This is a genomic window from Oceanitalea stevensii, from assembly GCF_014837105.1.
GTDB lineage: Bacteria > Actinomycetota > Actinomycetes > Actinomycetales > Actinomycetaceae > Oceanitalea > Oceanitalea stevensii.
Genome location: NZ_JACSPO010000002.1, coordinates 201,481 through 228,191, shown reverse-complemented (window position 1 = coordinate 228,191; position 26,711 = coordinate 201,481). Strand labels below are relative to the sequence as shown.

Annotated in this window: 27 protein-coding genes; 12 read left to right on the top strand and 15 right to left on the bottom strand. The window is 75.1% G+C overall.

Features of this window, described 5'->3' with window-relative positions:
- Nucleotides 1–20: 20 nt before the first annotated feature.
- On the bottom strand, nucleotides 21–698 hold the full coding sequence (locus H9624_RS07210; RefSeq protein WP_251839207.1) for a methionine ABC transporter permease: 678 nt from the start codon (nucleotides 696–698) through the stop codon (nucleotides 21–23).
- Nucleotides 695–1,675, bottom strand: coding sequence for a methionine ABC transporter ATP-binding protein (locus tag H9624_RS07205; RefSeq protein WP_251839206.1), 981 nt, complete (start codon nucleotides 1,673–1,675; stop codon nucleotides 695–697). The genes H9624_RS07210 and H9624_RS07205 overlap by 4 nt, the downstream gene beginning before the upstream one ends.
- A 190-nt stretch (nucleotides 1,676–1,865) precedes the next feature.
- On the opposite strand from H9624_RS07205, the gene H9624_RS07200 reads away from it, so the two are divergent.
- Genes H9624_RS07200 through H9624_RS07190 form a run of 3 tightly spaced genes read left to right on the top strand, consistent with a single transcriptional unit; the run spans nucleotide 1,866 to nucleotide 6,704 of the window.
- Nucleotides 1,866–2,627 carry a CPBP family intramembrane glutamic endopeptidase gene (locus H9624_RS07200; protein WP_251839205.1) on the top strand — a complete coding sequence of 254 codons (762 nt, stop codon included), beginning with the start codon at nucleotides 1,866–1,868 and terminating at the stop codon, nucleotides 2,625–2,627.
- A gap of 46 nt (nucleotides 2,628–2,673) precedes the next feature.
- Nucleotides 2,674–5,304, top strand: a complete 2,631-nt coding sequence (locus tag H9624_RS07195) for a lysylphosphatidylglycerol synthase transmembrane domain-containing protein (RefSeq protein WP_251839204.1) — start codon at nucleotides 2,674–2,676, stop codon at nucleotides 5,302–5,304.
- On the top strand, nucleotides 5,301–6,704 hold the full coding sequence (locus H9624_RS07190; RefSeq protein WP_251839203.1) for a DUF2079 domain-containing protein: 1,404 nt from the start codon (nucleotides 5,301–5,303) through the stop codon (nucleotides 6,702–6,704). The genes H9624_RS07195 and H9624_RS07190 overlap by 4 nt, the downstream gene beginning before the upstream one ends.
- 25 nt (nucleotides 6,705–6,729) lie before the next feature.
- Here the strand turns inward: H9624_RS07190 and crcB are convergent, their stop codons facing one another.
- Both crcB and H9624_RS07180 read right to left on the bottom strand, forming a co-directional pair.
- Nucleotides 6,730–7,101 carry a fluoride efflux transporter CrcB gene (gene crcB / locus H9624_RS07185; RefSeq protein ID WP_251839202.1) on the bottom strand — a complete coding sequence of 124 codons (372 nt, stop codon included), beginning with the start codon at nucleotides 7,099–7,101 and terminating at the stop codon, nucleotides 6,730–6,732.
- Nucleotides 7,098–7,490 (bottom strand): CrcB family protein, encoded by a 393-nt coding sequence (locus H9624_RS07180; RefSeq protein WP_251839201.1) that lies wholly within the window; start codon nucleotides 7,488–7,490, stop codon nucleotides 7,098–7,100. The genes crcB and H9624_RS07180 overlap by 4 nt, the downstream gene beginning before the upstream one ends.
- A 60-nt stretch (nucleotides 7,491–7,550) precedes the next feature.
- Here H9624_RS07180 and H9624_RS07175 point away from each other — a divergent pair, with 60 nt between their 5' ends.
- Both H9624_RS07175 and H9624_RS07170 read left to right on the top strand, forming a co-directional pair.
- Entirely contained in the window at nucleotides 7,551–8,171 is a 621-nt protein-coding gene (locus H9624_RS07175) for a copper resistance CopC family protein (RefSeq protein ID WP_251839200.1), read from the top strand.
- A gap of 141 nt (nucleotides 8,172–8,312) precedes the next feature.
- Entirely contained in the window at nucleotides 8,313–8,792 is a 480-nt protein-coding gene (locus H9624_RS07170) for a hypothetical protein (RefSeq protein WP_251839199.1), read from the top strand.
- Here H9624_RS07170 and H9624_RS07165 read toward each other — a convergent pair.
- The 5 genes from H9624_RS07165 to H9624_RS07140 all read right to left on the bottom strand — a co-directional run bounded on the left by H9624_RS07165 (nucleotide 8,780) and on the right by H9624_RS07140 (nucleotide 16,439).
- A complete protein-coding gene (locus H9624_RS07165) occupies nucleotides 8,780–9,676 on the bottom strand; it encodes a carbohydrate kinase family protein (RefSeq protein WP_251839198.1) in 897 nt (298 codons plus the stop codon). The two genes, H9624_RS07170 and H9624_RS07165, sit on opposite strands and share 13 nt — an antisense overlap.
- Nucleotides 9,677–9,817: 141 nt before the next feature.
- Nucleotides 9,818–10,561, bottom strand: a complete 744-nt coding sequence (locus H9624_RS07160) for a 2,3-bisphosphoglycerate-dependent phosphoglycerate mutase (RefSeq protein WP_251839197.1) — start codon at nucleotides 10,559–10,561, stop codon at nucleotides 9,818–9,820.
- Between the two features lie 16 nt (nucleotides 10,562–10,577).
- Nucleotides 10,578–11,207 carry a CYTH domain-containing protein gene (locus tag H9624_RS07155; protein WP_251839196.1) on the bottom strand — a complete coding sequence of 210 codons (630 nt, stop codon included), beginning with the start codon at nucleotides 11,205–11,207 and terminating at the stop codon, nucleotides 10,578–10,580.
- A 93-nt stretch (nucleotides 11,208–11,300) separates the two neighbouring features.
- Nucleotides 11,301–15,437: a S8 family serine peptidase gene (locus H9624_RS16485; RefSeq protein WP_286010905.1), complete on the bottom strand. Its 4,137-nt coding sequence runs from the start codon at nucleotides 15,435–15,437 to the stop codon at nucleotides 11,301–11,303.
- A gap of 96 nt (nucleotides 15,438–15,533) precedes the next feature.
- The gene (locus H9624_RS07140) at nucleotides 15,534–16,439 is read right to left on the bottom strand and encodes an EamA family transporter (RefSeq protein WP_251839195.1); all 906 of its coding nucleotides are present in this window, start codon (nucleotides 16,437–16,439) and stop codon (nucleotides 15,534–15,536) included.
- A gap of 100 nt (nucleotides 16,440–16,539) precedes the next feature.
- On the opposite strand from H9624_RS07140, the gene H9624_RS07135 reads away from it, so the two are divergent.
- Nucleotides 16,540–17,961: an Nramp family divalent metal transporter gene (locus tag H9624_RS07135; protein ID WP_251839194.1), complete on the top strand. Its 1,422-nt coding sequence runs from the start codon at nucleotides 16,540–16,542 to the stop codon at nucleotides 17,959–17,961.
- Here the strand turns inward: H9624_RS07135 and H9624_RS07130 are convergent.
- Nucleotides 17,922–18,887, bottom strand: coding sequence for a WYL domain-containing protein (locus tag H9624_RS07130; protein WP_286010947.1), 966 nt, complete (start codon nucleotides 18,885–18,887; stop codon nucleotides 17,922–17,924). The two genes, H9624_RS07135 and H9624_RS07130, sit on opposite strands and share 40 nt — an antisense overlap.
- 106 nt (nucleotides 18,888–18,993) lie before the next feature.
- On the opposite strand from H9624_RS07130, the gene H9624_RS07125 reads away from it, so the two are divergent.
- The 5 genes from H9624_RS07125 (at nucleotide 18,994) to H9624_RS07105 (ending at nucleotide 22,193) form a co-directional block, all read left to right on the top strand.
- Complete coding sequence (locus tag H9624_RS07125; protein ID WP_251839192.1) at nucleotides 18,994–19,191, top strand: hypothetical protein; 198 nt, start codon at nucleotides 18,994–18,996, stop codon at nucleotides 19,189–19,191.
- Nucleotides 19,192–19,252: 61 nt separating this feature from the next.
- Entirely contained in the window at nucleotides 19,253–19,831 is a 579-nt protein-coding gene (locus tag H9624_RS07120; protein WP_251839191.1) for a winged helix-turn-helix domain-containing protein, read from the top strand.
- Between the two features lie 148 nt (nucleotides 19,832–19,979).
- A complete protein-coding gene (locus tag H9624_RS07115; protein WP_251839190.1) occupies nucleotides 19,980–21,221 on the top strand; it encodes an MFS transporter in 1,242 nt (413 codons plus the stop codon).
- A 14-nt stretch (nucleotides 21,222–21,235) separates the two neighbouring features.
- Nucleotides 21,236–21,379 carry a hypothetical protein gene (locus H9624_RS07110; protein WP_251839189.1) on the top strand — a complete coding sequence of 48 codons (144 nt, stop codon included), beginning with the start codon at nucleotides 21,236–21,238 and terminating at the stop codon, nucleotides 21,377–21,379.
- A 136-nt stretch (nucleotides 21,380–21,515) separates the two neighbouring features.
- Nucleotides 21,516–22,193, top strand: coding sequence for a DedA family protein (locus H9624_RS07105; RefSeq protein ID WP_251839188.1), 678 nt, complete (start codon nucleotides 21,516–21,518; stop codon nucleotides 22,191–22,193).
- A gap of 4 nt (nucleotides 22,194–22,197) precedes the next feature.
- On the opposite strand, the gene H9624_RS07100 is transcribed toward H9624_RS07105, so the two are convergent.
- Nucleotides 22,198–22,668 (bottom strand): GNAT family N-acetyltransferase, encoded by a 471-nt coding sequence (locus H9624_RS07100; RefSeq protein WP_251839187.1) that lies wholly within the window; start codon nucleotides 22,666–22,668, stop codon nucleotides 22,198–22,200.
- Between the two features lie 81 nt (nucleotides 22,669–22,749).
- Between H9624_RS07100 and H9624_RS07095 the strand changes: the two genes are divergently transcribed.
- Nucleotides 22,750–23,235, top strand: a complete 486-nt coding sequence (locus H9624_RS07095) for a helix-turn-helix domain-containing protein (protein WP_251839186.1) — start codon at nucleotides 22,750–22,752, stop codon at nucleotides 23,233–23,235.
- Nucleotides 23,236–23,411: 176 nt separating this feature from the next.
- Here the strand turns inward: H9624_RS07095 and H9624_RS07090 are convergent, their stop codons facing one another.
- The 4 genes from H9624_RS07090 to H9624_RS07075 form a co-directional block, all read right to left on the bottom strand.
- A complete protein-coding gene (locus H9624_RS07090) occupies nucleotides 23,412–24,308 on the bottom strand; it encodes a D-hexose-6-phosphate mutarotase (RefSeq protein WP_251839185.1) in 897 nt (298 codons plus the stop codon).
- Between the two features lie 42 nt (nucleotides 24,309–24,350).
- Nucleotides 24,351–24,572, bottom strand: a complete 222-nt coding sequence (locus tag H9624_RS07085) for a CDGSH iron-sulfur domain-containing protein (protein WP_251839184.1) — start codon at nucleotides 24,570–24,572, stop codon at nucleotides 24,351–24,353.
- Nucleotides 24,569–25,633, bottom strand: coding sequence for an iron-containing redox enzyme family protein (locus tag H9624_RS07080; RefSeq protein ID WP_251839183.1), 1,065 nt, complete (start codon nucleotides 25,631–25,633; stop codon nucleotides 24,569–24,571). The genes H9624_RS07085 and H9624_RS07080 overlap by 4 nt, the downstream gene beginning before the upstream one ends.
- 99 nt (nucleotides 25,634–25,732) lie before the next feature.
- Nucleotides 25,733–26,647: a PfkB family carbohydrate kinase gene (locus H9624_RS07075; protein WP_251839182.1), complete on the bottom strand. Its 915-nt coding sequence runs from the start codon at nucleotides 26,645–26,647 to the stop codon at nucleotides 25,733–25,735.
- Nucleotides 26,648–26,711: the final 64 nt, after the last annotated feature.

Sequence of the window (26,711 nt, the reverse complement as noted above, 5' to 3'; positions counted from 1 at the left end):
ACTTCCTTTCGTGGGGACGCTCAGCGGTGGTCGACGAGTCGCACGACCCGGTCACCGAGCATCTGGACGAGCTGGACGAGGACGATGATGACGACGACGGTCACGACCATGACGTCGGTCTGGAACCGGTTGTAGCCGTGGTTGACGGCGAGGGCGCCGAGGCCCCCGGCGCCCAGCGCGCCGGCCATCGCGGAGTAGCCGACGAGCGTGATGACCGTGACGGTGGCACCACCGACGAGGGCGGGCAGCGCCTCGCGCACGAGGACCCCGCCGACGATCGCGAGCCGGGAGGCGCCGACCATCCGCGCCGCCTCGACCTTCCCCGCGCTCACGTCCCGGACGGCGTTCTCGACGAGCCGCGCGAAGAAGGGCGTGGCGGCGAGCGAGAGCGGCACGACGGCGGAGAGCCACCCGTAGGTGGTGCCGGTGATGAGCCGCGTCAGCGGGAGGATCGCGATCATGAGGATGACGAAGGGGAAGGAGCGCCCGACGTTGACGACGGTCGCGAGCGCCGCGTTGACCGCCCGCGAGGGGCGCAGGCCCCCGGGCGCCGTCGCGACGAGCGCGAGCCCGAGCGGCAGGCCGAGCAGCACCGTGGCGAGCGAGGACAGCCCGGTCATGTAGAGCGTCTCGAGGGTGGCCTCGGGCAGCTGCTCGGTGATGACCCGGTTGCTCAGCGCGTCCTGCAGCCAGCTCACGGCGCCACCTCCTCGACGTGGACGCCCTCGGCGCGCAGCCGGGCGGTGGAGCTCGCGACGGCGGCGGCCGGGACGGTGATGCGCAGGCGGCCCACCCGCGTGCCGGCGAGGGTCTCGATCGTGCCGGAGGCGACGTCGACGTCCTCGCCGAGGGCGGCGACGGCGGCGAGCACCCGGTGCGCGGGCGTCCCCCCGCCGAAGGCGAGCTCGAGGGTGGTGCGGCCGGCTACGCCGGGCTCCGGCGGCAGCGGGACGAGGGAGCGGGCCAGCCGGGAGCCGTGCTCACCGGCCACCTCGGCGATCGGCCCGGTCTGGGCGACCTTCCCGCGGTCGAGGAGCGTGACGGAGTCGCAGACCTCGCGGACCACGGACATCTCGTGGGTGATGATGAGGACGGTCAGCCCCAGGCGGTCGCGCAGCTCGCGGATGAGCCGCAGGATCTGGCGCGTGGTGTCGGAGTCGAGGGCCGAGGTGGGCTCGTCGCACAGGAGCACCGCCGGCTCGGCCGCGAGCGCCCGCGCGATGCCGACGCGCTGCTTCTGCCCGCCGGACAGCTGCGAGGGGTAGGAGTCACCGCGGTCCCCGAGGCCGACGAGCTGGAGCAGCTCGGCCACCCGGACGTCCCGCTCGGCGCGCGACACCCCCGCCACCCGCAGCGGGTAGGCGACGTTCTGCGCCGCCGTCCGGGCGTCGAGGAGGTTGACGTGCTGGAAGACCATGCCGATCCGCCGCCGCTGGCGGCGCAGCTCGCGCTCGCCCAGGCCGGTGAGGGTGACGCCGTCGATGGCGACGGTCCCCGAGCTCGGCTCCTCGAGGGCGGTGAGGCAGCGGATGAGGGTCGACTTGCCCGCGCCGGACTCCCCGACGATCCCGTGGACCTCCCCGCGGGGCACGTGGAGGTCGATGCCGTCCAGTGCGACGACCTCGCGGTCACCGCGGGTGCGGTAGACCTTGCGCAGGTCGCTGAGGCTGATCACGGGGTTCCTCCATCGGTCCTGGCGGGAGCACCCGTTGGAGCGGGTTGCTGCAGCGTCGACGAGCCAGGTCTCTCGGCTGCTCTGGATGGTCCTGCCACGGTAAGTTCGCCGCCTCCCGTGGACGTACCGCTGTCCGCATGGCGAGACGGTCCCCCGGGGCGCTTCGCGCGGCGGCTGCTATAACCGCCCCATGGAGACCACGCGCCGCCGCCTGCGTGCGGAGGTGTGGATCGTCCTGGGCCTGTCGCTCGGGCAGTCGGCCGCCTACGCCGTCGTCAACCTCCTCGCCCGGCTCACCGCCGAGACGCCGCTGCGCGACCAGGCCACCGCGCTCAACCCCTCCCGCTCCCCGCGCCCCTACCTCGACCTCACCTACCAGCTGCTCAGCCTCGGCTTCGCGCTCGTCCCGGTGGCGCTGGCGCTCTACCTCCTCAGCGAGCCCGGCCGCCGTGCCACGTCCCGGATCGGCCTCACGCTCTCCCGCCCGGGGCGGGACCTCGCCGTCGGCGCCGGGCTGGCCGCGCTCATCGGGATCCCCGGTCTGGGCCTGTACGCGCTCGGGCGGGCGCTGGGCGTCACGGTCGAGGTCCAGGCCGCGACCCTCGACGCCGCGTGGTGGGCGGTGCCCGTCCTCATCCTCGCGGCGCTGAAGAACGCCCTGCTCGAGGAGGTCGTCGCGGCCGGCTACCTCATCGAGCGGCTCGAGCAGCTCGGCTGGCGGGCGCCGTCCGTCGTCGCCGCGAGCGCGCTCCTGCGCGGCGCCTACCACCTCTACCAGGGCCCGGGCCCTGGGCTGGCGAACGTCGCGATGGGCGTCGTCTTCGCGGAGTACTACCGCAGACGACGGCGCACCATGCCCCTCGTCGTCGCCCACACCCTCCTCGACGTCGTCGCCTTCGTCGGCTACGCCCTGCTGCCGACCGAGCTCCTCGCGTCCCTCGGTCTCGGCTGAGCGCGGCTCCGGGGGCCGGTCCGGGGCACCGCCTACACTCGGGCGCATGACGGATCGGCCCGGTGAGCGCACCCCCGTGGCCGACAGCCCCACCCGCGGGGCGCCGCGTCGGAAGGTGCTGCTCGTCGACGTGCCCGAGTCGCGCGTCCACCGCCCGCGGGACCTCCTCGAGCTCGTCCTGTCCGTGCTCGGCATCGGCATGGTGCTGCTCCTCGCGGTGTACGCGCACGCGACCGCGATCGGTGTCACCGAGGACGTCCAGTCCGCCGCCGCCCTCGTGCTGCGCGAGATCCTCCTCCTGCCCGTCACGGTCCTCGAGGGTGTCGTCACCTTCTTCCTGCCGCTGTTCGTCGTCGTCATGCAGCTCGTGCGGCGGCGCTGGCGGGCGGTGGCGGAGGCCATCGCGGCCGCCGTCGTGGCCTGGGGCGTGACGACCGGCGCGGTCCTCCTCCTCGACACCTACGGGCCCACCGCGCTGTCCGTGGGCCTGACGATCACCTCCGAGGGCGACGCGGTCATCGCGATGAACCCGCTCGTGGCCGCGCTCGCCGCGCTCCTCACGACGGTCGGGACCCGCGCCCACCGCCCCACCGTGCGCTGGTCGTGGAACCTCCTGTGGGTGGTCCTCGTCCTCACCGTCATCCGCGGCGCGCTCACCCTGCCCGGCGCCGTCGTCACGGTCCTCATCGGCCGCGCGATCGGGCTCGCCGGGCGGTACATCGTCGGCGTCTACAACGAGCGCGCCGAAGGCATCGCGCTGGTCCAGGGGCTGCGGCACGCGGGGGTCGACCCCACCCGCGTCGTGCGGCTGGACAGCGCGGGCGAGGACGTCCAGGCGTGGACCGTGACGACCAGCGCGCCCGTCGGCTACACCGCGCGGCCCGTGGAGCCGCTGGACACGACGGCGGTCCCCAGCTGGCCCGGCTCCTCCGGACGCCCGGCCGACTCGATCGTCCCCGACGTCCTCACCGACCCGCACGCCGTCGTCGCCGCGTCCACGAGCCCCGACGGCGTCACCCTCGACCCCGTGGGCGCCCACCGCGTGTACTCGGTGTGGGACGCCGAGGGCCGCCGCTGGTACGTCACCGTGCTCGACGGCGACCGCCAGGTGGTCGGCTACCTCTCCTCCCTGTGGGCGCGCCTGCGGGTGCGGGGGCTGCACCGGCGGCGGGCCACCACGCTGCGTGACGCCGCCGACCGCGCCGCCCTCCTCGCCTACGCGACCGAGCGCGCCGGGGTCCGCACGGCGCCGCTCACCGGGATGGCCGAGTCCCGCGACTCGGTCCTCATGGTGACCGCGCACATCGGCGGCGCGCGCCGGCTCAGCGACATCCCCGCCGAGGAGGTCGGTGACGAGCTGCTCGACGAGCTGTGGCGCCAGCTGGGCACCGCGCACGCCGCCGGCATCGCCCACCTCGACCTCAGCGCCGACGCCGTCCTCGTCACGACCGGGAGCGAGGTCCTCCTCCTCGACTGGGAGAACGGGGAGATCGCCGCCTCCGAGCTCTCCCGCCGCCTCGACCTCGCCCAGCTCCTCGCGGCCACCGCCGCGCACGTCGGCGAGGACCGTGCCCTGGCCAGCGCCGCGCGCTCGCTGGACAGCGAGGAGCTCGCCTCGGTGGCGCCGCTGCTGCAGCCGGTCGTCCTCACCGCGCACACCCGCGCCGCGGCCGAGCGCCCCCGCGAGCTGCTCAACTCGCTGCGGGCCCGGCTCGTGGACCAGAACCCGGCGGCCGACGTCGAGCCGATGCGGCTGGCCCGGTTCAGCATGCGCACGGTCGTCATGGTGACGATCGCCGTCGTCGCCGTCTGGCTGCTCCTCGGCACGCTGAACTTCGAGCAGGTCGTCGCCGCCACCCGCAACGCCAACCCGTGGTGGCTGCTCGCCACCTTCGCCTTCGGCGTGCTCACCTTCCTCGGCAGCGCCATGGGCCTGGTGGCCTTCGCGCCGGAGAAGCTCGGGCTGTGGCGCACCACCCTCGTCCAGGTGGCCGCCGGCGTCGTCTCGCTCGTCGCGCCCGCCGGGGTGGGGCCGGCGGCCCTCAACCTCCGGTTCCTCAACCGGCAGCGGGTCGCCACCCCGCTCGCCGTCGCCACCGTCGCCCTCGTCCAGGTCTCCCAGTTCGTCACGACGGTCATGCTCCTCGCGACGATGGCCCTGGTCACCGGCAGCGCCGGCACGCTGTCGGTGCCCTCGGGCGCCGTCAACGCGGTGGCGATCACCGCCGTCCTCATCGTCGTCGTCGTCCTCGTCGTGTCGCCCGTGCGCACGTGGCTGTGGGAGAAGCTCGGTCCCACGCTGCGCCAGGTGTGGCCCCGGGTGCTGTGGGTGGTGGGCAGCCCGAGCCGGCTGCTCGTGGGGCTGAGCGGCAACGTCATCATGACGCTCGGCTACGTCGCGGCCTTCGGCTGCGCCCTCGCCGCCTTCGGCTACACCCTGCCGCTGACGACGCTGTCGATCACCTACCTCACGTCCAACACGGTCGGGGCGGCCGTGCCGTCCCCCGGCGGCATCGGCCCGGTGGAGGCGGCGCTCACCGGTGGGCTCACCGTCGCGGGCATCCCCGCCGGCGTCGCCTTCTCCGTCGCGCTCGTCTTCCGGCTGCTCACCTTCTGGATCCGGGTCCCGCTCGGGTGGGCCGCGCTGCGCCACCTCCAGCGCCGGGGAGCGGTGTGACCGCGCCCGTCACCACCACCCGGCGGTCCCGGCTGCGGCAGCCGGAGGCGTGGGTCGTGGCAGCGGCGGGCACCGCGCTGTACGTGCTCGTCGCCGTCCTCCAGTGGCGCCGGCTGGAGGCGCCGTCGTGGGACCTGGCGATCTTCACCCAGCTCGCCAAGGCCTACGCGGGCCTCGACGCGCCGATCGTCCCGATCAAGGGTGACGGCTTCAACCTCCTCGGTGACCACTTCCACCCGATCCTCGTGCTCCTCGGCCCGGTCTACGCCCTCGCGCCCTCCGGGCTCACCCTGCTCGTCGTCCAGGCGCTGCTCGTCGGGGTGTCGGCGTGGCCGCTGACGGCGCTGGCGGTGCGCCGGCTGGGACGGTGGCCCGGCGTCGCGGTCGGTGCCGCCTACCTCCTGTCCCACGGCATCCAGGGCGCGGTGCGCAGCCAGTTCCACGAGATCGCCTTCGCGCTGCCGCTCCTCGCCCTCGGCCTGTGCGCGCTCCTCGAGCGGCGGTGGCGGGCGAGCGTGCTGTGGCTCGCGCCGCTCGTCCTCGTCAAGGAGGACCTCGGGCTGCTCGTCGCCGCGCTCGGCCTCGTCATCTGGTGGCGGGGGGCCCGCCGCGCCGGCCTCGCCCTGGCCGCCTGGGGCGCCGCGTGGTTCGTCCTCGCGACGGCCGTCATCCTGCCGCTCCTCAACCCGCGGGGGCAGTACGACTACACCGACCGGCTCACGGTCGGCGACGCCCTCGGCGACCCGCTCGCCGCCCTCGCCGGGGTCCTGGGCCCCGGGGAGAAGGTCGTCACGGTGCTCCTGCTCGTCCTCGCGGCCGGGATCGTCGGGGTCCGCTCCCCGATCCTCCTCGCCGCCGTGCCGACGCTCGCGTGGCGCTTCCTCGGGGACGTGTCGTTCTACTGGACCTGGGTCTGGCACTACGACGCCGTCCTCATGCCGCTCGCCACCGCCGCGCTGCTCGACGCGCTCGGGCCGCGCCCCGCGGAGCCGGACCGTGACCGGTCGCTGCGCACCGCCGTCGCGCTCGGCGCCGCGGGCCTCGCCGTCGTCCTCACCGCCCCGGACCTGCCCGTCGTGCGGCTGGCGAGCCCGGAGACGTGGCAGGCCTCGCCCCGGACGGAGGCGGCCCGGGAGGTGGTCGGGACGGTGCCGGAGGGTGCCGTCGTCGCCAGCGACATCTCCCTGCTCGCGCGCCTCGTGCCGACGACGACGGCGCTGTGGTCCGGGACGGGCGACAACCCGGTCGCGGACTACTACGTCATCGACCGCGAGGGCGGGACGTGGGGCGGCAACCCGCCGCAGGACGCCGCACGGTACGCCGAGGAGAAGCACCCGGGGACCGACTACGAGCTCGTCCTGGACCGCGAGGGCTACCAGGTGGCGCGCCGCGTCGGCTGAGCCGCCCGCCCGCCCCCGCGCGGGCTCAGCCGAGGAGCGCCCCGGTGGCCGCGGCGCCGAGGGCGGCCGCCGCGACGGTGCCGAGGAGGCTCCCCAGCGCGTACCCCGCCGCCCGCCAGGGACGGCCCCGCTGGAGGAGGCGCACGGCCTCGAGGGACGCCGTCGAGAAGGTCGTGTAGCCGCCGCAGAACCCCGCGAGGGCGACGACGTAGGCCCGCGGGTCCAGGGAGCCGGCGGCGAGCGCACCGACGAGGCAGCCCGCCAGCAGGCTCCCGCTGAGGTTGACGGCGGTCGTCCCGCGCGGCACCCGGTCCGGCCCCGCGGAGGGCAGCAGGGCGTCGAGCACGTAGCGGGCCGCGGCGCCCAGCGCGCCACCGAGGGCGACGAGGAGGATCACCGCGCCGCCCTCCGCGCGCCGACGACGACGCCGGCCCCGCACGCGGCCAGCCCGGCGAGGACCGTGCCGAGCCCGTAGCCGGCGGCGCCCGCCCAGCTGCCCGCGTCGAGCCGGGCGAGGACCTCGACGGCGATCCCGGAGTAGGTGGTGAAGCCGCCCAGCGCGCCGGTGCCGAGGAGGAGCCGCAGCCGGCGGCGGCCCGTGTCGGGGCCACCGCGGGCGAGCCGCTCGAGGAGGAGACCGAGGAGGAAGGCGCCGGCCACGTTGACGGCCAGCGTCACCGCCCACCCGGACGAGCCGCCCGCGCCGACGAGGAGGTGGCGGGCCACGGCGCCCGCCGCTCCGCCGGCGGCGACCGTGCCCACCGAGCGGACGTCCAGCTGCCTCATCAGGGCGATCGTACGGGCGCCCGCCCCGTCCGCGTCCCGCGTCTGCCTAGCATGGGCCCCATGACCACGACCGTTGCCGCTCGCCGTCCCGCCCGCGCCCTCACCCTCGTCCTGCTCGTCCTCCTCGGGACGCTCGGGCTCGGGACGGCGGCTCAGGCGCACGACATGCTCGTCGCCTCCGACCCCGCCGAGGGGGCGGTGCTCGACGCGCCGCCGGAGTCAATCACGCTGAGCTTCAACAACCCGCCGCTCGAGGTGGGCTCGGTGATCACCGTCGTCGACGCCGAGGGCACGACCGTCGCCGAGGGCGAGGGCACCCTCGACGGGGCCGACGTCGTCCTCGCGCTCGACACCGAGCTCCCCGCCGGGCAGCTCGAGGTGCGCTGGCGCGTGGCCTCCAGCGACGGCCACCCGATCGACGGCGTCATCCCCTTCGAGGTCACCGCGCCCGCCGAGCCGACCGAGCCCGCGACCAGCGAGTCCGCCGCCGCCCCGGCCACCACCGAGCCCGCCGAGCCGACGAGCGAGCCCGCGACGAGCGAGCCGGCGCAGACCGCCGAGGAGTCCGGGCCGTCCGGGCTGCCCACCGCCGCCAAGGTGGCCATCGCCGTCGCGGCGCTCGGCGCGGTCGCCGCGATCATCGTCCTCATCGTCCGGCGGCAGCGCACCGACCGCCTGTGAGGAACGTCTCCGGCCGTCCCGACACGGCCGGAGCCGCCGTGCGCGGTGCCTGAGAACCGCTCGAACGCGCGGAAAACCGTGCGGTGAGGCGTCGCCGGCGCCGGCCCGGACCGCCTCGCGCACAGGCTTAACGTGTCTGGCATGACACGTCGACTCATCCTTCCCGCAGTCCTCCTGCTCGGTCTCACCGCCTGCAGCTCCAGCACGTCCGACGACGAGTCCACCCCGGCGGCCTCCGCCTCGCAGAGCCCCGAGCAGGTCACCTGCGAGGGCTTCTACGAGGGCACGGGCACGCCGCTCGCCGAGCGCACCGAGAGCGCGCGCGCCGCCCTGTCCGGTGGCGAGGTCGTGGACGACACCGCCTACACCGAGGTCAACGCCCTCGAGCAGCGCCTCACCGAGCTCGGCCGCAACGCCCCGGCCGACCTCACCTCCCTCCTCGAGGACCTCAAGGCCCCGTTCACCGAGGCCGTCGCGGCCGTCAACGAGGCCCGCGCCGAGGCCGACCCGGAGACCGGCGAGGTCACCTTCCCCGACCTCGCGCAGATCGACGTCGCCGGTTCCGAGGCCGCGCAGGGCGAGATCGACAGCGCCTGCTCCGCCGCTGGCTACGAGGCCTGAGCCGCCTCGTCCGGACGCGCCGCTGCCGCCTCGAGGACGTCCTCCCGCAGCCCGTCGGGCTCGCCGGGGTGGGCGATCGTCCAGGCGGCGGCGGTCGCCGCGTACTCCATCGCGCCGCGCGCGTCACAGCCGCGCGCGAAGACGTAGTGCGCCAGGGTGGCGGCGTAGGTCGCTCCCACCCCCGCCGGCCGCAGGCCCCCGCCCAGGTGCCGCGCCGGTACGTGGATGACCTCCTCCGAGTGGGGCACCATCCCCACGGCGCCGCGCTCCCCGAGCGTGACGACGACGAGCCGGGCGGCCGAGCGGCGCCGCCACGTCCGCACGAGGTGCTCCTCGTCGCGCCCGTCGTGGCTCATGACGAGCAGCTCGGCGGCGAGGTAGGGCTGCTGCTCGAGGAGCGGCGGCTCGCGGACCGTGCCGAGCGCCGCGGCCACGGGCACTCCCGTCGCCTGCGCCGAGGAGATGAGCGCCGCCGTCGGGAGCACGCCGTCGACGATGACCAGCTCGGAGGTCGCCAGCGCCCCGAGGTCGAGGTCGACGTGCGCCGTGGGCGCCTCCCCGAGGTCCCGGCTGATCTGCCGCTGACCGTCGCACTCGAGGACGACGGCGCGCGGTGAGCGGGGCAGCGAACGCGGGCACATCGCCGAGTTGACGCCGTAGCGGTAGGCCGCGACGTCGACGGCCACGCCCTCCGCGTCCTCCCCGAGCGGCGCCGCGAGGTAGACCTCGTCGCCCAGCGCCGCGAGCGTGCGGGCCGCCGTGAAGCCCGACCCGCCGACGGAGGCGGAGATCGGCACGTCGCGCACCGCCCGGTACTCGACCGGGAAGGTGTCGACGGGCAGGGTGACGACGGCATAGGCCATGCCGACGACGACCACTCTCATCGCTTCCTCCCCATACCCGCGACCCTGCGGACCTGCTTCGAGACTAGCCGCAGCACCTGCCCCCGCACCTCGGGCGGAGGGACGATCGGGCAGCCCGGAGGGCGGACCTGGGGGGCACCGGGAGGGGGAGGACCGGCGCCCTCAGGTTCCGCCTTGCGACGCGATCGCCGCGGCCTCCGCCGCCGCCAGCCGCGGGTCGAGGTAGCGCCCACCGCGCACGCGGGGCACGAGTCCGGGGCCGAGCTCGTACAGGAGCGGACGGGCGTTGGGGAGGTTGAGCTCGCGCAGCTCGGCGGCGTCGAGGTCGTCGACGAGCGCGCACAGCGCGCGTAGGGAGTTGCCGTGGGCGACGACGAGCACGTGGCGGCCGGCGCGCAGCGCGTCACCGAGCGTGCCCTCCCACAGCGGGCGCACCCGCTCGACGACGTCGGCCAGCGACTCCGTGGGCGCCAGCGCCTCGGCGGGCAGCCCGGCGAAGGGCGGCAGGGAGCGCCACAGGGCGACGGTGCGCTCGGGCAGCGGGTCGGGGCGGCCGTCGAGGGAGCGGCGCCAGTGGAGGAAGAGCTCGCGGCCGTACCTCTCGGCGACCTCACGCTTGCCGTACCCGCTGAGCGCGCCGTAGCTGCGCTCGTTGAGCCGCCAGTGCCGCGTCACCTCTCCCCCGACCACCCCGGCGACGATGTCCGCGGTGTGCCACGAGCGGACGAGCTCCGAGGCGAGGACGAGGTCGGGCCGCCAACCGGTGGCGCGCAGCCGGGCGGCGGCGTCGTGGCAGGCCTGCTCACCGTGCGGGGTGAGCCCGACGTCCAGCACCCCGGTGAACAGGCCGAGGGCGTTGGCGGCGCTCTCGCCGTGACGGACGAGGACGAGGGACCCGACAGTCATGGGCGACGGCGCGCGGTCAGCTGGGCAGGCCGAGCTGGTTCGTGCCGAACTCGGTGAGGAAGCGCGGCCCGTCCGTCTCGAGCTCGCGGCCGTAGTCCGCGCTCCAGTGGCTGTACGGGCTGGTGGCGAGGGCGTCGTTGGCGAAGCGGGGGTCGTCGGTGACCTCGCTCAGGCAGAAGTCGGGGATGGCGAGGTCCGTGACGGGGCCGCCGCGCTCGCACTCCGCGACGACGAGCGGCTCGTTGCGGCCGAGGAAGGAGTCGACGACCCAGCCGTCGGCGCCGAGCCACAGCGAGTACCGCAGCTTCGCCACGAGGTCGCCACCGAGCCGGACCATCGCCAGGCCGGCGGTGACGTCCAGCTCCCGCTCGGCCTCGTAGCGGGTGCCGCCCACGTAGGGGCCCTTGGCGGTGAGCGCGCAGAAGGTGAAGGTGTCGGCGGCGGCCTCGAGGAGCTCGCGCTCGTCACCCCAGGTGGGCAGCGTCCCGGCCGGCGCCGCGCCCTGCAGCCGGATGCGCAGGGCGTAGCCGTCGGCGGCGAGGAAGTAGCTCTGCACGATGAGCGCCGGGTGCGGCTCCCGCAGGGCCGCGGTGGGCAGCTCGGGGACGAAGAACTTCCGCTCGAACTCGAAGTCGCCGTCGCTCATGCCCTGACCGTAGCGCGCGGCACCCTCCGGGCGCCGCATTTGGCGCGAGGGCGCGGCAGTCGCCTGCCGCGCCCCCGCCCGCGTGCCGTCCGGTCAGCGCGGCGTGATGGTGGCCAGGTCGATGCCGGGCAGGTACCCGGCGTCGCCGCCGTAGGTGGCGGTGAGGATGGTGAGGAAGCGGACCGGCGGCAGCTGCACGGTCGCGCCCCCCTCCTCGTCGAGCTGGACCCGGTCGATGACACGGAAGCCCGCGGTCACCGTCACCGAGCCCGTGGGCACCGGGGCGCCGCCCCGGCCGAGGACCTCGACGCCGACCTGCGGGGAGCTGCCCCTCGGCACCCGGGACTCGGCATCGATGTCGACGCGCGGCAGCGCCGGCAGCACGACGTAGGTCGCGGCGCGGCTCGTCGACCCGGCGACGTCGGCGCTGCCGGCGTACACCGCGGTGAGCCGGTGTCCGCCGGCGGCGAGGTCGCGGGGCAGGGTGACCGTGGCGGTGCCGCGGCTCCCGTCGACGGCGAGCTCCCCGGTGGCGACGACCTCGCCGTCACGGCGGAGCTCGACCGTGCCCGACGGCGCCGCCCCGGTGACGTCGACCGTCACCGTCGCCGTCGTCTCGGTCCCGTACGTCGCGAGGCTGCGCGCGAGGCGCAGCGAGGTCGTCGAGGCGGCCTGCCCCACCTCGACGGTGAAGGGCGCGGACACCGACGCCTCCCACTGCGGGGCGTCCGGCGTGAAGGCGACGCTCAGCGTGCGGGTGCCGGCGCCGAGGGTGACGACGGCGGTGGCCGTGCCGTCCTCGACGGTCGCCGTGGCGAGCTCGGCGTCCCCGTCACGGAAGCTCACGGTGCCGCTCGCCCCGGCCGGCTCCACGGTGGCGGTGAGGGTCACCTCGGAGCCGACGGCGGGCTCGCCGTCGACGGTGAGGGTCGTCGTCGTCGGGACGGCGACGACCTCGGGGACGGTGACGTCCACGACCTGCGCCCGGGCGCCGTCGGCGTTGTGCGAGTGCAGGACGAGCAGCGGGCCCGCGTCCGCGCCGGCCTCCGGCGTGCGGTGGACGGTGACGTCCGTGCCCGAGGGGTCGAAGACGTCGTTGAGCACGCCGCCGCTGGTCCACAGGTCCGGCGCGAAGGGGTCGTAGGTGAAGGGCTCGACACCGTCGACGATGTTGAGGCCGTTCGGGGCGTACTGAGAGAAGGTCCAGACGCTGAAGGTCGGGACGACGCCCGGCCGGAACAGGCTCAGCGGGATCGGGGCGACGAGGACGTTGTTGTCGTAGACCGTCGTGTCGGTGTCGCCCCAGGCGCCGTTGACGGCGCTCTGCGAGTAGGGTTGGCCGGTCCAGTAGTCGTAGGTGTAGGCGATCGTCACGTCGAGCGTGGGGTCGAGCTTCTGGACGGCGGTCTGGATGTCCGGGATGCCGTCACCGGTGACGTCGGTGTCGATGACCGGGACGGTCGTCGTGCCGAGCGTGGGCCACTCGCCCTGGACGGCGATGCCGATGCCGAGGTAGCCGAGTGCCGGGTCGTAGCCGGCCTCCACGAGGCGCGGCGCCGTCGACATCGCGCCGACGTACCGGATGTCACCGGCGGCCACCTGGCTGGGCGAGGTGAGGTCCGCGTCGGCGTCCTCGAGCCGCGGGCTCGTGGCGACGAGCTCGAGCACCGAGGTCAGCGAGGTCCAGCCGCCGGAGTTGACGTGACGCCCGGTCAGCGCCAGCGGCGCGGTCAGCGCGTCCGCCGAGGCGAACTCCACGGGCTGGGCCGCGAGGTCGGAGACGAGACGCGGGGCCGCGTGGACCGGCACGTGCAGGGTGGGCCCGGTGCCCGGGCGCGGCGGCTCGAGGACGAGCTGGCCCGACAGCGCCGCGACGTACTCGCGGGGCACACCGACACCGGAGTCCGCCGACTGCGTGGGGTCGATGTCCCGGGCGAGGGTCGTCGGGTCGGCGGTGAGCGTCACCGTGACCGTCCTGCTCCGGCCCGGCGGGACGGTGACCGACGACGGCGTGGCCGTGATCGTCGCGCCACCGGTGGTCGTCGCCGCCTCGAAGGTGGGACGCAGGACGACGGGGCCGCGGTTCTCGAGGTTCTCCACGGTCACGGTGCGGCGCACGGTGACGGTCTCGGCGCCGACGTCGACGACGCCGAACGCCACCGAGACGCCGTCCGGCGCGCTGGAGTCGTAGGCGATGACGCCGGTACCCACGGCGGCGACCGCGTCGACACGTCCCGCACCAACCCGCTCCGGGCCGTAGACCGGGCCACCGGGACCCGGCTGGGAGTAGACGGGGTTGGTGGCGGTGTTCATGATGCCGGCCTTGACCTCCTGCGGGCTCCAGCCCGGGTTGGCGGCCCGCACGAGGGCGGCGATGCCGGCGACGTGCGGGGAGGCCATCGAGGTGCCGGACAGCGTGTGCGCCATGGTGCCGGCGCCGGCCGCGGCCGAGGAGATCCGGGTGCCGGGTGCCGCGACGTCGGGCTTGACGACGCCGAGCGAGCCGTGGGCGCCGCGCGAGGACCCGGGGTTGAGGAGGTCGGCGACGGACTCGTCGGTGACGAAGGTGGCGTCGCGGTAGGACGGGCCCAGGCGCACGCTCAGCGTGCCGGCCTGGATCTCGGGCAGGAGCAGGTCGGTGGCCGCGGCGGTGAGCTGGGCGCCGGGGGTCTCGGCGTCACCGGCGATGCCGGCGGTGAAGATCGCGTTCTCGGTGCCGATGAGGACGCCGGCGGCTCCGGCGGCCGTCGCGTTCGCCCAGCGGGCGCCGCTGCCGCACGCGCGGGTGTTGTCGTTGTCGTCCCAGTCCAGCCACACGATGGCGCCGGCGATCTGCTCGGCGTACTCGGTGAGGGGCTCGCACCCGTCGACGCCCTCGCCGAGGTGGACGACGGGGCCCTCGGCGTCCTCGCTGCCCGCGTAGGAGACGGTGTTCTGGGCGGCGTGGCGGCCGAGGAGGGACTCGTCCGCGGCTCCGACGACCTCGACGGCGTCGTAGGTCATCGTGTCGGAGACGGAGTTGGCGACGGACAGCGCGGTGCTCGCGTTGCCGGGCGAGCCGCCGATGTCGGTGACGTCACCGGCGTTGCCCGCGGCCATGACCGAGAGGGTGCCGAGGTCGCTGAGCCGGTCGACGAAGAGGTTCTCGGGGTCGTCGACCGGGGCGGCGTCGCCGCCGAGGGAGAGGTTGACGATGTCGAGGCGGTCGCTGAAGTCGAGGTCGCCGTCGGGGTCGGCCGCCCACTCCAGCGCGTTGATCGTCACGCCGGTGGACCCGCCGTAGTCGCCGAAGACCTTGAGGGCGTAGATGCCGGCCTCCGGGGCGGCGCCGGGCCCGACCTTCCAGTCGCTGATGTCCTCGAGGTCGCCATAGTCGCCGCGGAAGGTGTCCCCCTCGGCGGTGACGCCGTAGCCGGCGGCGCTGCCGGCGACGTGCGTGCCGTGGCCGCCGTGGTCGCGGGTGTAGAGGCCGTCGATGGGGTTCGGGTCGGGCTGCGGCACCGTGGTGGAGCCCGGCAGCCGTCCGGAGGCGTCGTAGAGCGTGCCGGCGAAGTCGTAGCCGCCGAGGAGCTTGGCGCCGTCGAAGGTGCCCTCGGGTGCGGGGGCGGTGCCGTCCTCGCCGTAGGCGGCGGCGTAGGCCTCCGCGGTGCCGGGCCCGCCGAAGTCCGCGTGGGTGTAGTCGACGCCGGTGTCGATGATGCCGATCCGGACGCCCTCGCCCGTCTCGCCGTATGACTCCCACACCTCGGCGGCGCGGGTGAAGAGGTCCACGCCCTTGTTCCTCGGCTCCTTGAGCGGGACGAGCGCCACGGAGACGACGTCGTCGGACTCCGCCAGCTCGCGCACCTGGGCGGCGTCGCCGGTGACGATGGTGCCGGCGACGAGCGTGCTCGTCACCGAGACGCGCTGCGGCCCGGCGCTGCGGGCACGGGCACCGGCCTCGGCCGGGACGACGTCCTCGGCGAGGCTCTCGACGTCCTCGACCGCCTCGCCGGCCTCGGAGGTGGAGCCGCCGGACTCGACGACGTCGAGCGCCGAGGGCGCGTCGAGCCGGACGAAGGCGGTGACGGTCCCCTCGGCCGCCCTGAGCGTCTCGCCCACCTTGTCGGGGAGGTCGAGGCTCGGCAGCGGCTCGGGGGACGCGGGGTCGGCGCTCGCGGGGACGGCCCCCAGGACCCCGACCGCGCCGAGGACGAGGGCACTGGTGGCGGCGGTCAACGATCGACGCATCGTCAGTCTCATTTCGTCGTAACCATCCGCGACGACGCCGTCACGGGGGCACCGGGGTGGTGGCGGGGGACACGCTAGCGTCCGCCGCCGACATCGTCACCCAGCTGCCGGTGGGACGGCCGAGCCGTCCTCGCTCGGACGCGGTGTCACGGCGCGCGCACCGCTCGTCGCCCCGGCGGTCGCCACGCAGACGAGCGCGATGCCGACCAGCTCGAGCCACCCGAGCCGCTGGCCGAGGACGAGCCAGCCCGCCAGGGCCGCGATGACGGGGTACAGGCTCATCATCACCGCGAAGCTCCCCGCCGTGACGCGTCGCATCGCGGCCATCTCGAGGGAGTAGGGGATGACCGAGGAGAGCAGCGCGACGGCCGCCCCGAAGGCGAGGACCCGCGGGTCGAGGAGCGCACCTCCCGCGGTTCCCATGCCGAGGGGGACGGCGACGACGGCGCCCACGGCGAGGGCCAGGGCCAGGCCCTGCGCGCCGGTGAAGGCGCGGGCCACCCGCGCTCCGACGGCGACGTAGGCGGCCCACGCGGTGGCCGCACCCAGCGCGAGGAGGACACCGACCGGGTCGAGGCCCGTGACGCTCCCCCCGCCGAGCACGGCCACCCCGACGAGCGCGAGGACCGCCCACAGGACGTTGCGCAGCCGGCGGCCGAGGACGACGTACAGGGTGAGCGGGCCGAGCACCTCCAGCGTCACCGCCGGGCCCAGGGGGATCCGGTCGATCGCGTGGTAGAGCAGGCTGTTCATCGCGACGAGCGCGAGCCCGAAGGCGACGACGAGCGCCCAGTCGCGCCGGGTGCGGCCACGCAGCGAGGGACGCAGGACGGCGAGGAGGATGAGGGCGGCGAAGGCCAGGCGCAGGGCGACGACGCCGGAGGGCCCCGCGGCAGGGAACACGAGAGCGGCCACGGCCGAGCCGAACTGCACCGAGACGGCGGCCCCGAGCACGAGCGGGGCGGCCGGCCCGGGGACGAGGGGACCGCGCGACTCGCTCACCGCTGCACCGTACCCCTCGCCCGTCGCGGCCCCGCGCCGTGGAGGGGCGGGTGTCCGCCGTCGGTCCTACTGTGTGCGCATCGTCGACGAAGGGGGCGCCATGGCCGACCGACCCGCACCCGCGCCCGAGGCCTCGGTCGCCGTCGGGGACCCGTACCGGCTGGATCCCGACGGCGTGCGGGAGCCGCCCACGACCTGGCGGGGGTCGCTGCGCTTCTTCGGCCCCGGGCTCATCGTCTCGGCGTCCATCGTCGGCGCCGGGGAGCTCATCACCGCGACGGCACTGGGGGCCGAGGCCGGCTTCGTCCTCCTGTGGCTCGTGATCTTCTCCACCCTCGTCAAGGTCGCCGTCCAGGTGGAGATGGCCCGCTACTCCATCGTCACCGGGCTGGGCGGGATGGAGGGCTACACGCGGGTCCCGCCGCGGGTGGGCAACATCGGCTGGGTCCTCGTCATGTGGGCCCTCATGGCCATCTCCAAGCTCATCCAGACCGGTGGGCTCATCGGGGGCATGGCGGCCGCGCTGAGCATCCTGCTGCCCATCGGGTCCGGGCCGCTGGAGCCGACGTCGCTCACCGTGTGGGCGGTCGTCGTCACCGTGCTCGCCGTCGTCACGCTGTACTCCAACAGGTACAACCTCATCGAGAAGGTCGCCGTCTTCCTCACGATGACCTTCGTCGTCGTCACCCTCGTCATCGCCCTGGGCCTGCCCGCCACCGAGTACGCCTACTCCGCGGGCGACCTCGGCTCGGGCCTGTCCCTGGCCCTGCCGGCGGGCGCCGTCGGCGTCGCCGTCGCGATGTTCGGGCTCACCGGCGTCGGCTCCGAGGAGATCACGGCCTACACCTACTGGTGCCTGGAGAAGGGGTACGCCCGCTGGTCGGGTCCCAACGACGGCTCGGCCGACTACCGGCGCCGGGCCCGCGGGTGGATCGCCGTCATGCAGCGGGACGCGGTGGTCGCCTGGGTGATCTACACGGTGAGCACGATGTCCTTCTACGTCATGGGCGCCGCCGTGCTGCACCCCCAGGGGCTCGTGCCCGAGGGCAACGACATGATCGAGGTGCTGTCCCAGACCTACGCGAGCGTGCTCGGCGAGTGGGGCCGCATCCTCTACCTCGTCGGTGCCCTGGCGGCGCTCGGCTCGACGATCTGGGCGGCGGTGCCCTCGTGGTCGCGCTCGTGGGCGAACGCGCTGAGCATCGTCGGCGTCTTCGACTGGGGCGACGCCCGGCGGCGCAACCGCTGGATGCGGGTCTTCATCGTCGCGCTGCCCGTGGTCTGGCTGCTCACCTACCTGTGGATCTCCTCGCCCTTCGTCATGATCCTCGTCGGCGGGGTGGCCGGGGGGATCTTCCTCGCGGCCGTCGCCGTGGCCGCCTGGTACCTGCGCTCGCGGTACGTCGAGCCCGAGCTGCGCGGCGGGCGCTTCGCCGCGACGGCGCTCGCGGTGAGCGGCGTGGCGATCCTCCTGCTCGGCGCCTACTCCGCGCTCAGCGCCACCGGGCTCGTCTCCGTCTGAGCCGTCGCCGCCCGGGCCAGGCGCGCGGAGACCGCCCGCAGGTGGTGGCGCAGCGCCTCGGGCGACTCGACGACGAAGTCCGCCTCGAGCTGGGCCAGGGCGGAGGCCAGCCACTGGACGCTGTCACCGTCGAGGAGCAGCCGGCAGCTCGTCGCGTCGACCGGCCGGACCTCACCCTCGCCCGCCCAGCGCCGCATGACCTCGCTGTCGGCCGGCTCGTGGACGAGGACGACGGCCTTGTCCTGCCACAGGTCGCGCACCCGGCCGAGCAGGTAGGAGCCGGCGTCGTCCCCGGGCAGCTGGCGCGGGGTGAAGCGGCGGCCGAGGGGGATGCGCGGGCGGAGCCGGTCGACGCGGAAGGTGCGCCAGTCCTCCCGGTGCACGTCCCAGGCGACGAGGTACCAGCGGCCGCTCCAGGTGACCAGGCCGTAGGGCTCGACCTCGCGCAGCGACTCGGTGCCGTCGCCGCGCACGTAGTCGAAGCGCAGGCACAGGTGGTCGCGGCAGGCGCCGGCCACGGTCATGAGGACCTCCGGCTCGACGAGGGAGGGGCCGGGGAGGTGGACGACGCTCGCCCCCAGCCGCTGCACGCGCGTGCGGAGCCGGGAGGGCAGCACCTGCTCGAGCTTGCCCAGCGCCCGCTGCGCCGCCTCGCCGACGCCGTGGACGTTGCTGCTCGCGGCGGTGGTGAGCGCGATCGCGGCGGCCACCGCCTCGTCGCTGAGGAACTGCAGCGGGGGCAGCCGGCCGCCGTCGCCGAGCCGGTAGCCGCCGCCCTTGCCCTTGACGGCGTGGACCGGGTAGTCGAGCTCACGGAGCTTGTCGACGTCCCGGCGCAGGGTGCGGACGCTGACGCCGAGGCGCTCGGCGAGCTCGCTGCCCGGCCACTCGCGCCGCAGCTGCAGCAGGCTGAGGAGCTCGAGCATGCGCCGTGAGGAGTCCACGTCCTCATCATGGCGGGAGCAGCGGACACTCCGTGTCCGGTACGCCTCCTAGCGTGGGAAGTGCCCGTTTCGCCTGGAGGGACGTCCCATGGACCCGCACCTGCTCGACAGCTTCGCCGCCCACAGCGTCGGCACGACCCTCGACGACTTCACCCGTCGTCAGCGCGTCCCGGCCGACCGTGCTCGCCACTCACCGGCGCGCCGCCGTCGCGCCACCCTGGCGGTGAGCACGACGCTCGGCGTGGCCGCCCCGACCCTCACGGCCGTCGTCCTCGTCAGCCGGTAGCGGTGGTGTCAGCCGGCTCCTTGCGCGAGGCTCCGAGCGCGCGGGCGCCTAAGGTGGCCGCATGGCAGCGCGCGAGCAGCAGCTCATCAACGAGCCCGAGCGCATCCGCGCGCTCTCCCACCCCCTGCGGCTGCGTCTGCTCGACATCCTCGGGGAGCACGGTGAGCTCACCGCCACCCAGTGCGCCGAGCTCACCGGGGAGTCGGTGGCGAGCTGCTCCTTCCACCTGCGCATGCTCGAGAAGTACGGGTTCATCGAGCGCGCCGAGTCCCGCGGCCGGGAGAAGCCGTGGCGGACCGTCTCCCGCGGCGGCTACGCGACGGAGATCGATCCCGCGGTCCCGGGCTCGGTCCAGGCGACGGCCGAGCTGGCCCGCCTCACTTTCCAGCAGCGTGCCCAGGGGCTGTGGGCAGCGGTGGAACGGCTCGGTGAGGAGCCGCCGGAGTGGATCGAGGCGACCCGGCTCATGGGCGGCAGCTTCTGGGCGACAGCCCAGGAGGCCGCCGAGGTGGCCGACCAGATCCAGGAGCTGCTCGGGCGCTTCGAGGAGCGCGACGACCCCGCCCTCCGCCCCGAGGGCGCGCGCCGGGTGCGCGTCATGTCGACGATCCACTCGGAGCAGCCGACCCCCGACGCCTGACGGCGCCACGTCCGCCCCCGCCAGACCCGGCGGGGGCGCTTCCGCCTGCCCACCCACCACTGCGCAACACCTCTTGCACAAGCACCCTTGCGCAAGACATCTTTAGCGTCTACTCTCGGTTCCGACAGCCCGAGAGAAGGACGGACCGATGACCCAGCTCGACACCCCGCAGCGTCGTCGCGGTCCCGCCGCGCTGGGACGGCGCGGCTTCCGGCAGCTCACGGTCGCGTGGGTCTTCACGAACGCGGCCGACAGCGCCCTGTGGCTCATGCTCGCCGTCTGGGTCAAGGACCTCACCGGCTCGGACGGTGCCGCCGCCTCCGTCTTCGTCGCCCTCGGCCTGCCGACCCTCCTCGCCCCCTTCATCGGCCAGCTCGCCGACCGGGTGTCCCGCCGGTCGCTGCTGGCCGCGGGCAACGCGCTCATGGTGCCCGCGGTCCTCGCCCTCGCCCTCGTGCGGGACGCCGACGACGTGTGGCTCGTCTACGCCGTCACCTTCGTCTACGGCGCGATGGGCTACGTCACCGCGTCGGCGCAGTCCGGCCTCGTCCGCGACCTCCTGGACGACGACGAGCTGCCCGGCGGCAACGGCCTCCTCTCGACGGTGGACCAGGCCTTCCGGCTCGTCTCCCCGCTCCTCGGCACCGCGCTGTACGTGGCGGCCGGCCCGCTCGCCGTCATCGCGCTGACCGGGGCGTGCTTCGCGACCACCGCCGCGCTCCTCGCGCGGGTCGAGGTCGTCGAGACACCGCCCGAGCCGTCGACGGACGCCCGCTTCTGGTCCGAGCTGTCCCTGGGCCTGCGCCACCTGCTCGCCACCGCGCCGCTCGGCGCGCTCACCGTGGCCCTTGCGATCGCCACGGGGGCCACCGGCCTCGTCAACGTCGCCGTCTTCCCGCTCATGGAGCAGGGACTGGGCGTGGACCCGGCCCTGCTCGGCGTCTTCGTCAGTCTCCAGGGCGTCGGGGCCGTGGTCGGCGGGCTCACCGCCGCGCGGGTCCTCGGCCGCCTCGGTGAGGCCCGGGCCGTCGCCCTCGGGCTCGCCACCATGGCGCTGGGCATGATGCCCCTGCTCCTCGTCGGCGCCCTCGACGCCCCCGCAGCCGTCACCCTCCCCCTCGCCGCGACGGGCCTGGCCGTCCTCGGGCTGGGCGTGCCGTGGGCGATCGTCGCCTTCATCACCCTGCGTCAGCGGATGACCCCGGCCCGCCTGCAGGGACGGGTGTCCGCGGCGACGAACATCGCACTCAACCTGCCCCAGACGCTCATCACGCTCGCCGCGGCGGCAGTCGTCGGCGTCGTCGACTACCGCGTCCTCGTCGCCGTCACCATCGCCGGCGTCCTCGCCGCCGGTGCGCTCGCCCTGCGCGCCGCCCGCCCGACCCCCTGAGAGGAGGAACCGTCATGGGACCGCACCTGCTCCACGACCTCGCCGCCCACAGCTCGGGGCGCACGATGGCCGACTTCGCCCTCGTCCAGCACCTCGCCCCGAGCCGGCCCCGCAAGCCCCGCACGACCATCGGCTGGCCCGGCCGCCGACGCCGCTGACGAAAATCCGTTGTCCGCCCGTCGCGCCGGCCACCAGGCTGGTGCGACGGCCCTGACGACGCCCTGAGGACACCCAGGGTCGGACCAGGGTCACCCCGGATACCGACGACCGACCCACTCACGATTCCCTGGGACCATGGTGGACCTCATCACCGCGCTGCCCGAGGCCTTCAGCCCCGTGCTCCTCGCCCTCACTGCCCTGCTCGCCCTCGCCGAGTCCGCTCTCGGCCTGGGCGTGCTGGTGCCGGGCGAGCTCGCGGTGCTCGTGCTCGGTGCGGCCGCGCACACCCCCGTCCAGGTGGCCCTCGCCCTCGTCGTCGTCACGCTCGCGGCCTCCGCGGCCGACCACGTCGGCTACGTCGTCGGGCGCCGCTACGGCGCCCAGCTCCGCGGGTCCCGCGTGGTGCGTCGGGTGGGCACCGCGCACTGGGACGGTGCGGCGCGGATGGCCCGACGGCGCGGTGCGACCGCGCTCGTCGTCAGCCGGCTGCTCCCCCTCGTCCGCACGCTCATGCCGGCCGCGGCAGGTGCCGCCCGGATGCGCTACGGCCGCTTCCTCGCCGGCTCGGTCGCGGGCAGCCTCCTGTGGGCAGCCCTGTGGCTCGCCGCCGGCGGGCTGGCCGGCCAGGCACTGCCGGTCGTGGCGACTTCTCTCGGCCGCGCGGGCTGGGTGGTGCTCGCGGCGGTCGTCCTCACCGCCGGGCTGCTCGTGCTCCGCCGCCGGGCCAGGGCCCGCGCCACCGTGCTCGCCGCGCCCGAGCCGTGCCCCGACGAGCAGGTGCGGTCCGAGCGGGTGCTCGAGGGCGTCTGCTGAGCCGTCAGCCGGCCAGCGTGCGCACGAGCAGCAGTCCCGCGCCGCCGTCGGCGGCCCGCCGCGCACCGGTGTCGCGGTAGCCGAGCCGCTCGTAGAGGCGACGGGCGTCCCGGTTGTCCTGCGCGACGACGATCGCGGCCGCCGTGCCCCCGCGCTCACGCACCCGCTGCTCGGCCGCGGCGACGAGCAGGCTCCCGATGCCGTCCCCGCGCCGCGCCGGCACGACCTCGAGCGAGCCGATCTCCGGGACGGGCCCGTGACCGTCCACGGGCACCCCGGTCCACCGGACGACGACGGTCCCCACCGGCTCCTCACCCCGCCAGGCGGCGAGGAAGGCACGGCGGCCGGCGACGGCGTTGGCCAGCTGCTGGGCGTGCGCACCGGTGAGCACGCGCTCGAGCCGTGGCACGTCCCCGGGCGTGACGTCGCGGATCTCCATGCGCGGAGCCACGGCGGCTCGGGTCTCGATGTCCACAGCACCAGTGTGCCGCGGCCCCCTCCACGACCGGCGCAGGGAGCCGGAGTGCCAGGCCGCGGTCCTGCCACTGTGGTGAGCATGGTGGACAGCGAGTCGATGATCCCGTTCGACGAACAGGTCGGCCTGGCCCTGCGTGGCTACCGCCGGGCGCACGGCCTGAGCCAGCGAGCGTTCGCCGACGTGGTGGACGTAGCACCGGCGACGCTCGCCCGCCTCGAACGCTCGGCGCTCTCGTGCTCGCTCGAGACGGTCGTCCGTCTGCTCGCGCAGATCGGCCACTCGCTCGCCGTGGTCGACGCCGACGGACAGCCCGTCACCACGTGGGACGAGACCGACCTCCGTGCCCGGGACCGTTCGGGCCGCCGCTTCCCGGCCAACCGGGAGGTCAGACCGATGCGGGTGCAAGCCGCCGGTGGCCCCCAGTGGTGGCTCCACCACGAGTACTTCGGTACCGGGGAGTGCGGCCCGCAGCCTGAGTGGACCGCCGAGGGCTTCAGCTCCGACGCACGCTTCGGCAGGAAGCCCCGTCCTCGAGCTCCAGGCGAGAAGCCGCGCTGGCTGTGAGTCGTCGCCGCGCTCGGTTCGGGGGTGAAGGGAGCGGAGTGCGGAGACGTTAGATTGCTCCGGCTCGTGGAGCAATCTAACGTCTCCGAGCACGCTCGCCCTCGACTCCCGAGGGCGCACCAAAGGCGCTCGGCGGAGCCGGGCCGCGTGGGCGGAAGGGCAGCGGAGCGACCCGCCTACCGCGTGACGGCGTAGCGGGCGGTCATCGTGTGCCGCTCGCCGGGCGCGAGGGCGATCGCGGCGTCGAGGGCGTTGGCGGTCTCGACGCACACCATCGAGGGCCACTCGTCGTCGCCGTAGTCGGGCATGGCGGCGGCCTTGTCCACCCACGGGTTCCACACGACGGTGTTCGCGGAGCCCTCCTTCTCGATCCCGATCCGGCGGCCGCCGGACTCGTCGACGACGACGGCGGTGCCCGTGCTGTCGTAGACGCGGTCCGTCTCGGCGGTGAAGGTGACGTCACCGCGCTGGGTGACGAGCTCCGGTCCCCCGCCGGCGGCCTTGTCGAGGTAGGTGGCGCCGTCGAGGCCCTGGACCGTCGTCGTCCGGGCGTCGGCGACGGCGAGGTAGGTGTGCAGCGCCTCCTCGAAGGAGATCTCGCCCTCGCCGGTGTTCTCCACGGTCAGGGCCAGGGTGAGCTCGCGGCCGAAGGTGACGGCGTAGGTGGCGGTGAAGGCGTGGGGCCAGTCCTGCGCGGCGGGCACGTCGGCGGCGTCCGCGTCGGTGAGCTCGAGGGTGAGCGTGACCGCGCCGCCGTCGTGCTCCTCGGCGGCGACGAGCCGCCACGGTGCCAGCCGCGCGAAGCCGTGCGGGGGCGGGGCGAGGCCCGGCTCGCGGCCGGTCCCGAACCACGGGAAGCAGATCGGCACGCCGCCGCGGATGGCCTCGCCCGCGGCGAAGCGCGCGGAGCTGCTCACCCACAGGACGGGCTCGGCCCCCGCGGGTGTCCACGCGGTGACGTGCGCGCCGTGGAGGTAGACCTCCCCGGTGACGAGGGCGGTGGCCACCCGCAGGACGGGCAGGCCACCCTCCCCCTCGGCCGCGGTGACGGAGTCGGGCAGCACGATGCTCATGGCCCGACGCTACCGGCGTCCCGCGGCCGCCCGCGCGTCGTGTCAGGAGCTGCCCGCGGGCTCCTCCGTGCAGAAGCCCACGAGCTTGTGGCTGCCGTCGCACAGCGGCTTGATCGTCGAGGCCCCGCAGCGGCACAGCGCCACGGTCCGGCGGGTGCGGGGAATCGCCCGGCCCTCGACGTCGAGGATCGTCACGTCCCCGCGCACGATGAGCGGGCCGTTGGGGTAGGCGGTGATCGTCACGCCCTCGTCGCGGTCCTTCACGCGGCGGCCTCGACGGTGAGCGGGCGGACGAGGGAGGAGGTGCCGGCCTTCCACGCCTGGAGGATGTGGTCGCCCATCGCGCCGTCGACGGCGAGGCACGCGGCCGCGCCGAACATGATGTCGGCGGTGAGCTCGGGACGGTCCTCGGCCAGCGCTCCGGCGAGGTCGCGGGCGGCGATCTGCTCGTGGACGGCGTCGGCCTCGACGTGCTCGTCGAAGTAGTGGGTGACCTCCTCGGGGATGCCGTGGCGGCGCATCCCGTCGGCGTAGAGGCGGCAGGGGATCGAGGCGGTCATCTCGTAGGCGGTGAGGTGCCCGACGATCGCGCCGAGGAAGCGGCGGTTGAGCCCGAACATCGACATGACGTTGAAGGAGGCGAGCGTGATCGCCGGCACGTGGTCGACGTAGGCGCCGTACTCCGCGCTCAGTCCCATCCCCCGCAGGGTGGTGGCGTAGATCGACTGGTGGACGCGGTCGGGGTGGCCACCGCCGTACTCGTCGGCCTGGATCTCCACGAGCGCCGCCTTGGCGCGGCCGGTGAGCCGCGGGATCGCCCAGGTGTGCGGGTCCGCCTCGCGCAGCGTGTAGACGCTGCGCTGGACGAGCATCTCGACGACCTGGTCGCGGCTCGCCCGCTTGGCCACGAACTTGGCCAGCGACGGCCCGCTCGGCTCGGCCGTGAGGGCGAAGAGCGCGTCGGCGACGGCGGAGACGCGCGGCTCCGGGGTGGGCGGCACGGGCACCTGCTCGCGCAGGGCGGCCTCGAAGGCGCCCTCGAGGTCGGTGCGCAGGCGCACGAGCTCGGGGTTCCACTCGTGCTCGGCGCCGAGCTGGTCGAAGGTGCCGTAGCTGAGGGCGTAGAGCAGGAAGAGGCTGAGCTGGATGTCGTCGTCGCGCACCGCGTCGGTGGTGCGGGCGGCCGCGGCACGGCCCAGGTTCTCCAGCGTCTCCGGGTCGGCCCCGCGCAGGAGCACGTCCAGGAGCGTCGCGCTCACCTCACCGCGCGGCGTCACGGGCAGCGCCGGCGCTCCCGTGCCGGTCTCCGTAGGGGCGTACGACATCACGGCACTGGTCAACTGGCGTTCTCCTTCGCGGGCTCCCGGGACCCTCCCCGGTCGCACGAGATTCCCACCGGTCCCACCGGCCCGCACCTCGGACCGTCAGCCCGCGGCGGCGCTCTCCGCCTCCCGGGCGACCGCCGCGGCGTCGAGGTCCGGCCGCCCGCCGAGCCTCGTCACGGTGAGCGCGGCGGCGGCCGAGGCCCACCACCCCGCGGTCTCCGGGTCCGCGCCGTCGAGCAGGGCACGCACCAGCCCGACGACGAAGGCGTCACCGCCGCCCGTCGCGTCGACGGGGTCCTGCCCGAGCCGCGGGAAGACGCGTGCGCCGCCGCGCCAGGCGACGACGTTGCCGGCCTCCCCCGCGCCGAGGGCGACGACGCCGGGCCCGCTCGCCACGAGCTCCCGGGCCGCGTCGAGCACGGCGTCCGTCCCCTCGGGGACGCTGCCGACGTAGGCGGCGAGCTCGTCGTCGTCGGCGCGCAGGACCGAGACCCCGTCCCAGACGTCGGCGAGCGCGTCGGGCTCGTCCGGTGCGCCGTCGAGGACGACGAGGGCGCCGGCCGCGGCACCGAGGCGGACCGTCTCGGCGACGGCGGCGTCGGGCTGCTGGAGGTCGGCGACGACGGCGCGGGCGGCGCCGAGAAGCGGGGCGCCGGCGCGGACGTCCGCCGGGGTGAGCAGCGACCCGGCCGGCACGTGCTCGAGCAGCCGGTGGGTGGAGTCGGCCTCGACGACACCGACGACGAGCGGCGTGGTGCCCCGGCGGACGACGCCGGAGACGTCGATCCCGTCCCGGCGGGCCTGGTCGAGGACGAGGTCGGCGGCGGCGTCCTGCCCCACGACGCCCACCAGAGCGGCGCTCAGCCCGAGCTGCCGGGCGCCGACGGCCTGGTTGGCGGCCCCGCCGAGCGTCTCGATCCGCGTCCCCACCGGCACGGACCCGCTCGCCGGCAGCTCCTCCACGGTCACGACGAGGTCCCGGCAGACCAGCCCCACGACGACGACGTCGACCATCGCTCTCCCCTCGTCCGGCGACGACGCGCCGCCCGTCCCGGCCAGGGTGCGACACCGGGAACGC